This is a genomic window from Martinezella hainanensis (genome assembly GCF_900094555.1).
Taxonomy (GTDB): domain Bacteria; phylum Pseudomonadota; class Alphaproteobacteria; order Rhizobiales; family Rhizobiaceae; genus Rhizobium; species Rhizobium hainanense.
In genome coordinates, this window is the sequence record NZ_FMAC01000013.1 from 110,723 (window position 1) to 123,801 (window position 13,079).

The following is a 13,079-nucleotide window of genomic DNA, read 5'->3' on the forward strand; positions in this document are numbered from 1 at the left end:
CGGCCCGCGGGACCACTTCAGGGCTTCCTGATCGAACTTGGCGAAACGCCGTATTTCCTTTTGAAGACCTTGGTAAAGTGCGAGAGGTCGGAAAAGCCAGACTCGAACGCTGCAGTCGTCACGCTGTCGGCGCCTCCGGTTGACAGGATCCGGTGGCTCATTTCGAGTCGAAACGACCAGACGTGTTGCATGACGGAAACGCCTCTCAATGCAAATATTCGTGAGAGCGTCCGTGGCGACACGCAAGCCGCATTGGACACCGCCAGCACGTCGAGTTCCGTATCGGCAAAATTTTCGGCGATGTAATCCGTCGCCTTTCGATAAACGTCATCATGCCGCGATCCTCGCATGGACGGACTTTCGTCTACCAACATCTCAAGGGCAAGCGCCACGGTGTCTATCAAGATCGTGTTGAACCGCTGTTCTGAGTTACCAGAAGCACGCTCGTCGGCAATCACCTGGCTTTCCATGATCAGCGGCGGCAAAAGTGTGGTCGCTGGATGGGATTTAAGATTAACTCCTGTCAGGAGCTCTGCCCGCGGAAACCGAGCGAGAAGCCGTCGCCTTGGTATCTTCACTGTGTAGATGATGGAACTGCGAAAATCGTGTAAGAAGGGTCGCGCCGCATCCAACAGCACGATAGTGCCGGCTCCGCCAACGGCCACTCTTCCTTCCTGCTCAAAGCCATTTTCACCCGATACGACATAGACGAGAACGAAATCCTCATCGGGTTTCCGCCGCAGGAGTGTGGCGGTGCGCGAAAAGGTATGTGCCGGAGCGTTCATCTGACAGATAGTCACGTCTCCTAGCCGACACCCGTCGAGCGAGGCGTTAAAAGAGCTTGGAATTTGTGCGACCGCTTCGGCTGGGATCATCAGGTTGCACACGGCGTCCTGCCAGAACTGTACCTTCTGACGAATTGGCAGGTCTGATGTCGAATATGAAAAGCTCACGGTCCTCATCCATATTCAAAAGTCGATAGACCATTTAACAAGATATGAATGTCACATGACAAGCATCTTTTGCGATAAACCTCTCAATGAGAGGGTTCCTATTATGTTAGAAAATATAGCTGCCGATCTTTTCAGCAATTTGCCTTGGATTGCACCAATATTGCTTCGTTTCCGCACAGCCGCTCTCTCAAAGAGAGTATAATTTTCGCATACAACTTGCATGAGCGCGGCCCCAGTCGCGGGGAGAATCGTCCGGGGCGTCGCATGGTCTTGTATAAAGCAAATGCTGCATAGCAGATTGATGGCTAACCGACAGGGAACAGGGGTGCCGGTTCCTACCTAAGAGACGATCTCTGTCAGCTCCGACATATGGAAAAACAGCTCTGGGAGGGGCACCGATGAGGTAGGCGTACTGCTAAAAAGCTCCTGAGACGATCCGACCTTAGACGTATCCTATTTGGCGCTCCTCGCCTGAGATCGCTTCCGAAAGTTTGGCCGTCCGGGTCCTCTCTGTGGCGTAGCGGACAAAGAAGCACGAACTTTGGCGTGCTATACAAGCCTATCAGCTTCAGCCGGAAACCGCTCGATGTCGCCTGTTCAGATACCCATTACTTCGCTGCAATCTTTTGGTCTTGCAACAGCAAGGCTTTGTAACGTGCGCACCGCGGCGGAATTTCGATCCGTGCTGGGTAAATTTTTCCCGGAGCTTGAAGAACCGCTGGATGCGCACATTGAACTCGATCCCTGGGACCGAGCCGAGTGGCAGCAACAAAGAGAATGTCTCGAATATAGGGTTTATTCGAATTCTCCCGCCCAGGATGTCCATCATTATCTCGCGAGGAACCACACTACTGCGGCCCGATGCATGATTTTGTCGTTCTACGCTGAGAGCCGCATTGTCGCTGTTCTGCGCATTATAGCCGCAAACGGAGAGCCGCTTTCGCAAAGTGTAATCGCTCTCATTATGGCTATCGCCGCCCACGCGCACGCCGCTCTGCAGCGCATTTGCATTAATGTGGAAAACTTGAGTGTGCGCGAGCGGGAAGTCGCATGCCTCGTAGCATCAGGATTTCGAGACCGCGAGATAGGCGACCTGCTCGGCATATCGTTTTCTACGGTTCGCACGCACATCAATAAGGCTCTGAACAGGCTTAACTGCCCAAATCGTACCAAACTTGCTGCCCTTATCTTGCAAGAAGGGCTAACGACGCGTGCCTGAGTCAAAGAGCCTACCAACACGGATAAATTAAAAAAAGGGAACTCTGATGAACGACCAAAAAATTTCGGTTACACGCAGGAACATTCTACAAGCAACAGGGGCATTCGGTCTCGCGGCAGCCTGCAGCTTCCCGCAAGAACTTTTCGCTCAGGCGGCCGAGCCGAAGGTTGGAGGGACGCTCCGGATTGCCGTACCAGGATCTGCAACGGGTTCACTGGATCCGCACCGCACCCAAGGTTTCGTTGCGGATATTGTCCGGTTCACCAGTCTACTGGACGGCCTGACAGAATTCCTTCCCGACGCCACCGTAGGGCTCGTGCTGGCTGAGTCTTTCACGCCAAACGCCGATGCCACTGAGTGGACCGTAAAACTCAAGCAGGGTGTCAAAACTCACGACGGTAAGGATTTCGTCGCCGATGACGTCATCTTCACTGTCGAACGAATCCTCGACAAGAGCAATCCCACCAAGGGGAGCTCGCTCATCGGTTTCATCGACCCGAAGCGCATAGAAAAGATCGACGATCATACTTTGGTCTTTAAACTGGATAAGCCGTATGGCCTTTTCCGGGATGTGTGGGCCAACCGATATCTCCGAATGGTGCCGCGCAATTTCGATCCGGCAAAGCCTGTTGGGACCGGCCCTTTCAAGTTCGTTTCGTTCACTGTCGGTCAGCAATCGTCATTCGAGGCAAACCAGAAATATTTCCGCGGTCGTCCGTTCGTGGACAAATTAGTGCTTATCAATGTCGAAGAGGAGGTAGCGTCAATCAATGCGCTGCGGGGAGGCCAAGTCGATATCTCGTTTACAATTCCCTACTCGCAGGCAAGGATTATCAAGTCGGACCCAGCCCTGAAAATCCTGGACAACCCATCGACTATGTCGATACCGATTTTTATGCGCACCGACATCGAGCCATTCAATGATCCGCGAGTGCGCAAAGCCATGATGCTTATACCGAACCGTGAGCAGATGGTGAAGGTTGCGTTGGGTGGATATGGAATTGTCGGGAATGACATGAACGGGCGCACGGTGGCCCCATGCTCTGCTTCGACGACCGCGCAGAGAACGCAGGATATCGCCGAGGCCAAGCGCTTGCTAGCCGAAGCCGGCAAGGCGAATTTAACCGTCGATCTCATCACCGTGCGTGGCACAGCCGGCATGGTCGAATGCGCACAGATACTGGCCGAACAAGCAAAAGCTGCTGGCGTTACAATCAATGTGAAGATCGTCGACATGGCGGCGTTTATCGCCAACTACCCTAAGTGGACCTTTGGTGTCGATTTTCTCTCTGACCTTTATATGCCTGTGGCAACGCGCAGTCTGTTACCGAATGCGCCATTCAACACGGCGCACTGGAACGATGCCGAATTTAATGCCCTTCAGGCAAAGGCCGTCGCTTCGGTTAGCGAATCCGACCGATGCGATGCGATAGCGCAAATGCGGAATATAGAGCATGAGCGGGGTGGCAACCTGATTTGGGGTTTTGCCAACATATTGAACGGTTACCGCAATAACGTGCACGGTCTCGTTCCCTACAGTGTCGATTCACCACTCTACTATTTGCGAAGCGTGTGGCTCTCTTGATCGTTTCCAAGTAAGACAGGCCAGCACCGCTGGCCTGTCCGATGTCACTTAAAGGATAGGTAAAAATGTGGATACGGCGCCTCACATGGTTGTCTCGGCGGCTCTGTCTAAGTTTGTTTTTGTTGATCGTTGTTTCGATCTTGATCTTTGCGGTCACTCAAGCGCTTCCAGGCGACGTAGCGACGATGATCCTGGGCACAGACGCAACTCCGGAGAAAGTTTCCGTCTTGCGCCGTGAAATGCATCTCGATGAACCAATCCTTCTTCAATATTTCAGCTGGGTAAGCGGGATAATCGCTGGCAACTTCGGCTACTCACACACCGCCGGCATACCCGTAGCTCAACTCACATTGCCGCGAATATTCAACACCTTCGTGGTTGTGACTCTCAGCATGTGTGCCGCACTGCCAGTTTCAATGGTGCTTGGGCTTCTCACGGCACTTTACAAAGATACCTGGTTTGACCGCGTGATCCTCGGTCTGTCTTTGAGTGTCAATGCGCTCCCCGAATTCGTCCTGGCTTTGGTGCTTGTCATGCTGCTCAGCACGACCGTATTTCATCTATTTCCAGCGCTATCAATACCGGTGCCTGATCAGCCGATGGTTACCCAGCTAGACATCTTGTTGCTTCCGTGTCTAACGCTGTTTTTATTGCAAATGACCTATCTATACCGCCTTGTGCGGGCAGCTGTGATCGACGTGCTGGCAGCTGACTACATCCAGTTCGCAATGCTCAAGGGGTTGTCGACGGGACGAATTCTGTTCCGCCATGCCTTGCCGAACGCTGCAATCCCGGCGCTGCAAGCGGCGGCGACAGTTTTTGCCGTGTGTATAGGCGGTGTTGTGGTCATCGAATACGTCTTTGCTTTCCCGGGTATGGGCACCGCGCTCACTGACGCTGTCGGCAACCGTGATCTCGCGGTGGTGCAGTTCATTGTCTTAATCATCGCATCGACTTTCATCGTGGCAAACATTGTAGCCGACGTCATTACCGCCTTTTTGAAGCCGCCGGCGCGGGGAGACGCGCTGTGAAGGAAGTACGCATCGCCATGGATCTTCCAAAAGATAACGCACGTAAGCCACTTCATTTGCGGTTGATACGCTCTTCGCGCGTGGGTATTGGATTATCAATCATGCTTATGGTTGTCGGGATCGCTGTGTTCGGGCCGTTGTTCGCACCATATGGACCGACCGAATTAGTGGGGGTGCCGTTCGATATCCCACAACAGGATTATCTTTTAGGTACCGACGCCCTCGGCCGTGATGTCCTATCGCGATTCCTTTGGGGCGGTAGAAGTCTTGTTTGGATGGCCCTCGGGGCCACATCCATTGCGTTGGTTCTAGCAACGGCACTTGGGGTCAGCGCTGCATACTTCAAGGGCCGGGTAGATGAAGCCATTATGCGTTTAATCGATCTGAAACTGGCATTTCCGACGGTCGTCATGGCGCTCTTATTTGTGACCATGTTTGGCACGGGCAAGCTACTGTTAGTGGTCATCGTAGGCTTGTCGCTCACGCCAACTGGAGCGCGCGTCATCCGCGGGGCTGCGTTGTCCGTTGTCGACCGCGAATTCATCGAGCACTCGAAATCGATTGGTATGCCGACCCATCGTATCCTTTTGAGCGAAGTGCTTCCAAACATCACATCGCCGTTGCTTGTTGAGGTCGGCTTGCGTCTGATGTGGGCCATATCGGCGTTGGCAGGTCTCAATTTTCTTGGCTATGGGGTTCAGTCTCCAGAAGCTGACTGGGGACTAATGATAAATGAAAATCGAAACGCACTTTCCATTCAGCCCTGGGCGGTCTTGGCTCCGATTATAGCCATCGCGTCTTTTACCATCGCGGGAAATATCTTTGCAGAAGGAATCGCCCGAGTTGTCGGCCGTACCGAGGGAAATTGATAGATGAGTGTCGTCGTAGAGAACCTCAGCGTCGAAGCCGTTGCCTTGAACAAACCAATTGTTCTGGATGTTTCCTTCACAATCGCACCTGGCAAGGTCCTCGGGCTTGTTGGAGAGTCGGGATCCGGGAAAACGACTATAGCACTGGCAATGCTCGCATTTGCACGGCACGGCACGCGCATTTCCAATGGGAGTAGCGTTTGCATAGATGGCAACAACATTCTGGGGCAAGACCGCAAACGGACGCGAGAAATCCGCGGCAGGTTAGTCGCCTATGTCCCGCAGGATCCGGGCGCATCGTTAAATCCCGCGCTGACACTACGCGAGCAATTGCTGGAAGTGCTTATCACCGGTCCCGGCAAACTTTCGAAAGAACAAGCCCTCGAACGAATTGGCACCCTGTTGAACGAAGTGGGGCTGCCGTCTTCGTCGGATTTTCTCTCGCGATATCCTAGTCAGGTGTCAGGAGGTCAGTTGCAACGCGTCGCAATTGCCATGGCAATTGCTGCTCATCCCCGGCTGATCGTTCTGGATGAGCCGACAACCGGCCTCGACGTATCGGTCCAACATGACGTTCTCAAGATGGTCGGGCGCCTTTGTGCAGACCACAAAATATCGGCAATCTACGTTTCTCACGATCTCGGCGTCGTGTCGCACGTAGCAGATGAGGTTATGGTCCTTTACACCGGTCGCGTTGTCGAATACGGCCACTGCAAGGATGTATTTGAAAAACCATCGCATCCCTACACCCGAGCTCTATTAGAATCGCTGCCCTCAGCGCGAGAGCGGCTCGTACTGAAGCCGATTCCAGGCATGATTGAAGCAAACCGACTGACCGGAGGATGCGTGTTCCGCTCCCGATGCGCGTTTGCCAAGGCGACCTGTGAGCAAGAACCTCCCCTTTATTCGGTGGCAGAGGAAAGCCATCTCGTCCGATGTCACTGGCCAATGCATTCCAAGCAACTGCGTGTCGTTGCGCAAGCCCGCTTATCGGCTTTTAAAGAGAGTGAGCTGGTACTGCAGGTGGAGAAGCTGCGCGCCTTCTATGGAACGCATCAGGTGTTGCACGATGTGGAGCTTGCCGTTCGCGCGGGCGAATGCCTGGCAATCGTCGGCGAATCTGGCAGCGGTAAATCCACTCTTTCGCGCTCTATCATCGGCCTTCATACTCAATGGCACGGCACTATCGCCTTTCGCGGCGCTCCGTTAGAAGCAGACTGCAGACAACGGGGCCGCAACACCGTGCAAAGGATCCAATACGTCTTTCAAAATCCCTATGGATCACTCAATCCGCGACGAACCATTGGCAGCAGCATAGAAAGTGTTTACGCCTTGTTTCACCAAGCAGATGCAATCACAGCCCGGAAAAAGGTCAGAGAGGTACTAAGCAAGGTTGGGATACCGCAGAGTTATGCCGATCGTTACCCTAACGAGCTTTCCGGCGGAGAAAGGCAACGCTGTGCGATCGCTCGGGCTTTAATCTGTGCGCCGGATCTCGTCATATGCGACGAAATCACCTCCGCTCTTGATGTCTCGGTCCAAGCAACCATACTAGCGTTGTTGCAGGACTTGATGCATGATGGCGTCAGCCTCATATTCGTCACACACAATCTCGGGGTCGTTAGAAGCATTGCCGACCGTGTGGCCGTCATGAACAATGGCCGCCTTGTGGAACAAGGAAACTGCGATCAAGTTCTTTCGGAACCGAGCGCATCTTATACCCGCCAACTCTTGTCGCACACCTTAGAACTGAGCTGAGGGCCGTCCGATCGAGGAATGGGTCGGGGATCCAAGCCTCGACCACTGGTAATACGGGCGGCGCAATTTACCAGGTAGGCAGGAAAGCGATGGGGCATCGTCGATTGTCCAAAGCGCCGGTCGAGCTCTTGCAGAGCCGCTTGCACCTCGTCGATCGAGATTGGTTCAGGTGTTCCCCGGAGAAATCGCAGTGCCGGCCGCGAATCGACAGCGTAGAGATCGGATGCCCAGGCTGCGAGGATCGCGCGTTTGTCATCAACGGACAGTGCCCGTGCGTTTAAGGGGCCAGAACAAGAGGAGTGCGAAATCGTACGCGGCCTTTATCAACCAACGACAGACACAGCCGATTTGATGGTGATGCCTCCGCTATGACTACGGCACATTTGGCAGCCGGTAGCAGCACGGAAGACCTGCTGCAATTGCAGTGCGGGAGGTACGCGTGACCAGAGGGTTTTCGTGCTTTCCTTGCCGCTTCGGCTTTTCCGCCCAGAGCGCATCACAGCGTTGCAGCTTGAGCGATGACAGGAAAGCATCGGCTTCGGCAAGTTCAACGAGCGACGCCGCCGGCACGCCCGATCGCCGCCAGAGATCGTCGACGCTGTCGAAGGGTTGATCGGCACGGGCAGCAATGATGCGAGCCGCATCGGTCTGGGCAAGCCCATGGACCATGCGCAAGCCGAGACGCACGGCATGCTGGTCGCAGCCTTCGATCGCCTCCAATGTGCAGTTGTTGATTTCCGTGATGATTTAACCCGGTTTTGCGTTTGGCCAAGGTCCAGCAAAAAGCTTCGAATAATCAATCATCTCAAATGATTGGTTTTTCCAAGCTGGGTCAGTGCAAAATGAAATGCGGATCAAAATCTCGCGCAACTCAACAGAAGAGCTCAAGGGGAGGTGGAATAAGAAATCTGCGGCCGCTCAAAATGCGCCCAGCCTGCTCGACATCCCCTGGTCTGCGACGATTTCGCTTCCACTCAAAGCCTGGCCGGCATCGGAAAGCAAAAATGCCGCCAATGCGCCAATCTCATCAACGGTATTGTAGATTCCCGTCGCGTGTGCCTGGCGGAAATGATCTGCGAGCTGAGCATTCCCGGCTTCCAGGGCGGCGATCTTTTCAGTGCGTGTCAGGCCCGGACAAAGGGCGTTGACACGAATGCCGAGCGGACCGAGGCTCCATGCCATGGCCCGTGTCATCGAAACGATCGCGCCCTTGGTTCCGGCATACATCTCGTAGCCGGCGAGCGTGGCTCTTGCATGATTGGAGCCGATGTTGACGATGGATCCCGGCTTGCGCAGCAGCGGCACCAGCATCTGCGAAACCAGAAATACCGAGCGCTGGTTTACCCGCCAGAGCAAGTCGAGTTCGTCCAGCGGCATTTCCAGAAACGGCTTTTCGATGGTCACACCAGCATTATTCACCAGGCCATCCAGGCCACCAAATTGCTGTTTGACCACTGCAGCCAGGCGGCTAATGGCTACGGGATCGCCGACATCCGCTTGCAGGAATTCCGCGCCGACATCGAGAACCGCTCGAACTTCTTCTGCGAGAAGCGAAACGCCGAGCACGGTTGCACCCGCCTGAACGCAGGCCCGCGCGATTCCCAGGCCTATTCCTGCCCCTGCCCCGGTGACAACGATGATCTTACCTTGAAGCGCCTGCATGCCGCTCATTTCACTGCTCCCGCTGTAATTCCGTTGACAATCCGCCGCTGAAACAAAAGAAACAGCACGAGGAGCGGTAGTGAACCCAAAACTGCCGCCGGGAACAGCTCTTCGGGATTGAGGCTTTGGTTGCCGACAAAGCGGTAGACGCTCATCATCACCGTGAACTTCTTATCGTCGGTCAAAAGCAGCAGCGGATAGATAAAGTCGTTCCACACCATCAGCATGACGAACAGGGACAGCGTCGCGGTCGCCGGACCGAGCAGCGGCCGGATTATGTACCAGAAGACCTGGAACGACGAGCAACCATCAAGTTCGGCCGCCTCTTCCAGCTCCTGCGGAATGACGCGGATGAAGCTCGTATAGAAGAAGACAGCGAGCGGCAGGTTAAGCGCGGTAAAGGCGAGAATGATCCCTAGATATGTATCGAGCAGACCTACCCTGGCGAAGGTTTCGTAGATCGGCGTGATCGTCACAAATGACGGTGTCGCCAGACAAAGCGATAGTAGTGAAATTAGGATCTGTGTCCCGCGGCTCTTCGAACGAGACAGCGGATAGGCGGCGAGAGCCCCAATGAAGGACACCGCCACAGTGACGGCGACCGTGATGCCGAGCGAGTTCAAGATACTGCGCAAGTAGGACATATTTTCATACGCACGTGCGTAATTCTCAAAATGCCAATGCTTGGGCAATGCCAGGGGCGCATTGACGATTTCCTGCCCGTTGCGAAACGACATCAACAGCATGTAGGCGACCGGCAGCAACATAATTGCTACGAGGCCGAGCACGAGCATGTGTTGGAGAAAGCGCAGCGGCGATCTTGATATGTTGTTCACAGCATCTCCTCCCGGCGCCGCAAAAGGCGGTTTTGCACGAAGGCGACTATAAGCACCAGGACCAGGAGGACCACCGACAGCGCACTTGCGAGGCCAAAGCGATATTCCTGAAACAGGGTCTGGATGATCTGCAGGCCAATGGTCTGCGTCGCTCCATCTGGGCCACCCTTTGTCATGACGAAGGGGAGCTCGAATGTCTTCATTGTCCCGATCGTCGAAAGCATGATGTTGACCGTAAAACTCGGCGCCAGCAGTGGAAGTTGGATGCGGCAAAAACGCTGCCAGGCATTTGCGCCGTCCAGCTTTGCCGCTTCCTCCAGATCGCTCGGAATGTTCGCGAAGCCTGCCAGAAAAATCGCGCAGGTATAGCCGGTGAACATCCACACGTGGGCGACCGCCACGAAAAGCAGCGCGGTCACCGGATCGCCCAGCCATTCGTGCTTCAGCATGCCGAGCCCAGCGGAGTCGAGAAACGCATTCAGTCCGCCGCTGAACGGAGAAAGGATGAAGGACCAGATATAGCCTACGATGATAAAGGACATCATCGCCGGCATGAAAAGCGCTGCGCGGCAGAAATTGCGGATGGTGGGCATCGCGTTCAGCACGGTCGCGAACGCAAGTCCGAGCGCCGTCTGCAAGACGACGACGAGGGCCACGAATTCGATCGTAATCGTAAAGCTGTCGTAATATTTCGAGCGGGTGAAAACCCTGACGTAGTTGCTAAACCCGACATAGCTGTAATCACCGAGCCCGGAAGAATCGGTGAAGCTCAGGCGCACGGCTTCAAACAGCGGAAAAAGAAAGAAAACCGTCAGCATGATGACAGCCGGCGCTAAGAACAAAGCCTTCTGGAACTGCCGGTTCAATGTATTCTCCTTTCGGCAGGTTGCATGCGGACGATAAGGCCCAACGAATGACTCCATCAGGCCTCACCAGTACCTTGCGTTTCAGAGCGTGGTCCCTTTAAGGAGCCCGAGCCCGCCCGCATTGCTTGCCCTACTTCTGATCTTCAACAACCTCGTCCCATTTGGACAGGGTCTCTTTTGGCGAGGCCGATGTGTTGGCAAGAAAGCCAGCCATCGAACTGAAGATCTCCGTTTCCAAAGCCGCGGGCCACTGGGCAAGGCCGACAGGATACCAGATCAGCCCCGAACCGGTACGGGCCGCTTCGTAGCTGGCCGCCTGTGGCGGCGTACCGGTGGAACCACCTGCAAACGGGCTGCCTGCGGCTTCGCCCTTAAGAAGGATCTTCAGGTTCTCATCGCTCCTGAAGAACTCGATCCAGGCCTTGGCGGCATCTTCATGCGCCGCATGCTTGGGCAGCGCCCAGCCGAAGCCGAAAAGGTCAAAAGCGACGCCCGGAGCCTTTGCCGATGGGATCGGCGTGAAGACAAAGTCGAGCCCCTCGACTTTGCCGAACGCCGCTATATTCCACGCACCCTGTGGCATCATGGCGAAATGACCCGCCTTAAATTCCTGCAGGCCGGTCGACCAGGCGTCGACCCCGGCCTGCTCCTTGCCCTTGAAGCAACCCGCGCCGTCAAGATCTTTCAGCACGCCTAATGCGTCGGTAAATGCCTTGCTTTTTGCAAAAGGCACGCTACCCGTTCCGTAGTCACCGGCCGGCGCCTCCCCGGCAGCCAGACCCTGCGCCATCATGAAGACGGACGCTGGGAAACCGGGCGCCATGATCATGGGCTGGATACCAGCCGCGTTCAGAGCCTTGCAAGCGGCCTTCACTTCATCGACGGTCGCCGGTGGCTTTTCAATGCCGGATTTCTTGAGCAGCCCCATGTTGACGAAGTTGCCGATACCAATGACCTCAAGCGGGAAGACATAATTTCCCGTGCCCTTCGACAGCGCATCGCGCAATGTTGGCTCGATTTTGGCAAACCAATCGCCCTTGTCCAATTCGCTCAGAAGACCGGCTCGCGCCCATTGCCGCATGAGCACCATATCAGCCATGACGACATCTGGCGAATTGCCGCCCGCAAGTCGCGGAGAAACTGCAGTATTGAAATCGTTGCGGCCGACATAGGTCAACTTGACCTTGATGTCAGGATGCTGCAACTCGAACTTCTTGATCAGCTCGGGCAGGCCCGCGGGCTCCGCCTCGTTGCCCTTCCAAGAGGCGACCTCCAGCGTGACGGTATCAGCCAAAGCAGCCACGGGCGCCAGGACAAGCGCACCCGCCAGCAACATCGATTTCAATGACGACATGAAACATCCTCCCACAAGTCGAATTCACAAGACGTTAACATTATCGCACACTATGTCAACAGTTTAATACATTTTATGATCGAAAATCAGAATAAATAATGATTCTCGACTGCCAAAAACGCCACGAAGCGACGAGAATCGCATGTGAATCAGCCAGTATTCGGTGAGCGGCACTTGAACTGCGTACCGTACAAACGCATGATAACAGAGGATAGGCATTGGTCGGGCGCGCGCGAGGCAGCCCGAACCGCGACGAGGGAAAGAAGCCATGCTCAAACATCCGGAAGCCATGAGTGATAGCGACGACATCTACTCGAGATTGATTGAAGATATCGCAAGCGGCCACCTTCCGGGCGGTACTCGCCTTAAGATATCCGATCTCGCCTCTCGGTATGAGAGCAGCACGAATCCTGTCCGTGAAGCCCTCCGCGTGCTGCAAGGCGAAGGATATGTCGAGTTCGAGCCCAACAAAGGAGCGATGGTATGCCAGCTAGATTTCAATACAGTTCGCGATACCTATGAGATATTGAGGATATTTGAACCGTATCTTGTTGAATGGTTTGCAGAATATTCCGAAGAAAAGAACATAGATGAACTTGAAAAAATACAGAACGAACTGGAAAATATCACCGATCCAGCGCGTGACAATGTCACAGATATTGATCACAGATTCCATAATTACATAGCAGATTTCCATTACAATAAGCGCGCAGTGTCACTCTGGAAGGGGCAACGAACCGCCTTGCGCGTCTTTGCGGCACGCTTGCCGATAGGCCGAAGCCGCTACAAGGCCATTTGCCAGGAGCATCGCATGCTGATCGAAGCCTTCAGAAATCACGATGCCAACAAGGCGTCCGAGGTCATACGCACGCACATTGAACATGCCGGGCAGCATCTCTATGAGCAGATTCGCATGCGAGATCAAAGATAGCACATTATTTTATGA

Annotated in this window: 11 protein-coding genes and 2 pseudogenes; 6 read left to right on the forward strand and 7 right to left on the reverse strand. The window is 54.5% G+C overall.

The window, feature by feature from the left end; translation table 11 throughout:
• Positions 1-17 precede the first annotated feature (17 nt).
• The gene (locus GA0061100_RS28985) at positions 18-953 is read right to left on the reverse strand and encodes a helix-turn-helix domain-containing protein (RefSeq protein WP_159444815.1); all 936 of its coding nucleotides are present in this window, start codon (positions 951-953) and stop codon (positions 18-20) included.
• A 586-nt stretch (positions 954-1,539) separates the two neighbouring features.
• Here GA0061100_RS28985 and GA0061100_RS28990 point away from each other — a divergent pair.
• The 5 genes from GA0061100_RS28990 (at position 1,540) to GA0061100_RS29010 (ending at position 7,415) form a co-directional block, all read left to right on the forward strand.
• Positions 1,540-2,172 (forward strand): helix-turn-helix transcriptional regulator, encoded by a 633-nt coding sequence (locus GA0061100_RS28990; RefSeq protein ID WP_075856316.1) that lies wholly within the window; start codon positions 1,540-1,542, stop codon positions 2,170-2,172.
• Between the two features lie 46 nt (positions 2,173-2,218).
• Positions 2,219-3,757, forward strand: coding sequence for an ABC transporter substrate-binding protein (locus GA0061100_RS28995; RefSeq protein ID WP_143525567.1), 1,539 nt, complete (start codon positions 2,219-2,221; stop codon positions 3,755-3,757).
• Positions 3,758-3,822: 65 nt separating this feature from the next.
• The gene (locus GA0061100_RS29000; protein ID WP_075856318.1) at positions 3,823-4,788 is read left to right on the forward strand and encodes an ABC transporter permease; all 966 of its coding nucleotides are present in this window, start codon (positions 3,823-3,825) and stop codon (positions 4,786-4,788) included.
• Positions 4,785-5,657, forward strand: coding sequence for an ABC transporter permease (locus tag GA0061100_RS29005; protein ID WP_244557983.1), 873 nt, complete (start codon positions 4,785-4,787; stop codon positions 5,655-5,657). Before GA0061100_RS29000 ends, GA0061100_RS29005 begins: the two co-directional genes overlap by 4 nt.
• A gap of 3 nt (positions 5,658-5,660) precedes the next feature.
• Positions 5,661-7,415, forward strand: a complete 1,755-nt coding sequence (locus GA0061100_RS29010; protein ID WP_075856319.1) for a dipeptide ABC transporter ATP-binding protein — start codon at positions 5,661-5,663, stop codon at positions 7,413-7,415.
• Between the two features lie 323 nt (positions 7,416-7,738).
• Here the strand turns inward: GA0061100_RS29010 and GA0061100_RS34520 are convergent.
• The 6 genes and pseudogenes from GA0061100_RS34520 to GA0061100_RS29040 form a co-directional block, all read right to left on the reverse strand.
• Positions 7,739-7,900 (reverse strand): annotated as a pseudogene (locus GA0061100_RS34520) (IS1595 family transposase); the annotation flags it as partial.
• A pseudogene (locus GA0061100_RS34525) lies at positions 7,884-8,144 on the reverse strand (helix-hairpin-helix domain-containing protein); the annotation flags it as partial. The pseudogenes GA0061100_RS34525 and GA0061100_RS34520, both read right to left, overlap by 17 nt.
• Positions 8,145-8,333: 189 nt before the next feature.
• Complete coding sequence (locus GA0061100_RS29025) at positions 8,334-9,086, reverse strand: SDR family NAD(P)-dependent oxidoreductase (RefSeq protein WP_208621594.1); 753 nt, start codon at positions 9,084-9,086, stop codon at positions 8,334-8,336.
• Positions 9,083-9,913, reverse strand: a complete 831-nt coding sequence (locus GA0061100_RS29030; protein ID WP_208621595.1) for a carbohydrate ABC transporter permease — start codon at positions 9,911-9,913, stop codon at positions 9,083-9,085. Before GA0061100_RS29030 ends, GA0061100_RS29025 begins: the two co-directional genes overlap by 4 nt.
• Entirely contained in the window at positions 9,910-10,779 is an 870-nt protein-coding gene (locus GA0061100_RS29035) for a carbohydrate ABC transporter permease (protein WP_208621596.1), read from the reverse strand. The genes GA0061100_RS29030 and GA0061100_RS29035 overlap by 4 nt, the downstream gene beginning before the upstream one ends.
• Positions 10,780-10,909: 130 nt before the next feature.
• Positions 10,910-12,133, reverse strand: a complete 1,224-nt coding sequence (locus GA0061100_RS29040) for an ABC transporter substrate-binding protein (RefSeq protein WP_083961469.1) — start codon at positions 12,131-12,133, stop codon at positions 10,910-10,912.
• A 268-nt stretch (positions 12,134-12,401) separates the two neighbouring features.
• Between GA0061100_RS29040 and GA0061100_RS29045 the strand changes: the two genes are divergently transcribed.
• Positions 12,402-13,064: a GntR family transcriptional regulator gene (locus GA0061100_RS29045; protein WP_075856321.1), complete on the forward strand. Its 663-nt coding sequence runs from the start codon at positions 12,402-12,404 to the stop codon at positions 13,062-13,064.
• The last annotated feature ends 15 nt before the right edge of the window (positions 13,065-13,079 follow it).

Excerpts from the sequence above, each read along its gene's own strand:
- GA0061100_RS28990 (WP_075856316.1), top strand. The coding sequence starts at position 1,540 with ATGTCGCCTGTTCAGATACCCATTACTTCGCTGCAATCTTTTGGTCTT.
- GA0061100_RS28995 (WP_143525567.1), top strand. The coding sequence starts at position 2,219 with ATGAACGACCAAAAAATTTCGGTTACACGCAGGAACATTCTACAAGCA.
- GA0061100_RS29000 (WP_075856318.1), top strand. The coding sequence starts at position 3,823 with ATGTGGATACGGCGCCTCACATGGTTGTCTCGGCGGCTCTGTCTAAGT.
- GA0061100_RS29010 (WP_075856319.1), top strand. The coding sequence starts at position 5,661 with ATGAGTGTCGTCGTAGAGAACCTCAGCGTCGAAGCCGTTGCCTTGAAC.
- GA0061100_RS29025 (WP_208621594.1), bottom strand. The coding sequence starts at position 9,086 with ATGAGCGGCATGCAGGCGCTTCAAGGTAAGATCATCGTTGTCACCGGG.
- GA0061100_RS29040 (WP_083961469.1), bottom strand. The coding sequence starts at position 12,133 with ATGTCGTCATTGAAATCGATGTTGCTGGCGGGTGCGCTTGTCCTGGCG.
- GA0061100_RS29045 (WP_075856321.1), top strand. The coding sequence starts at position 12,402 with ATGCTCAAACATCCGGAAGCCATGAGTGATAGCGACGACATCTACTCG.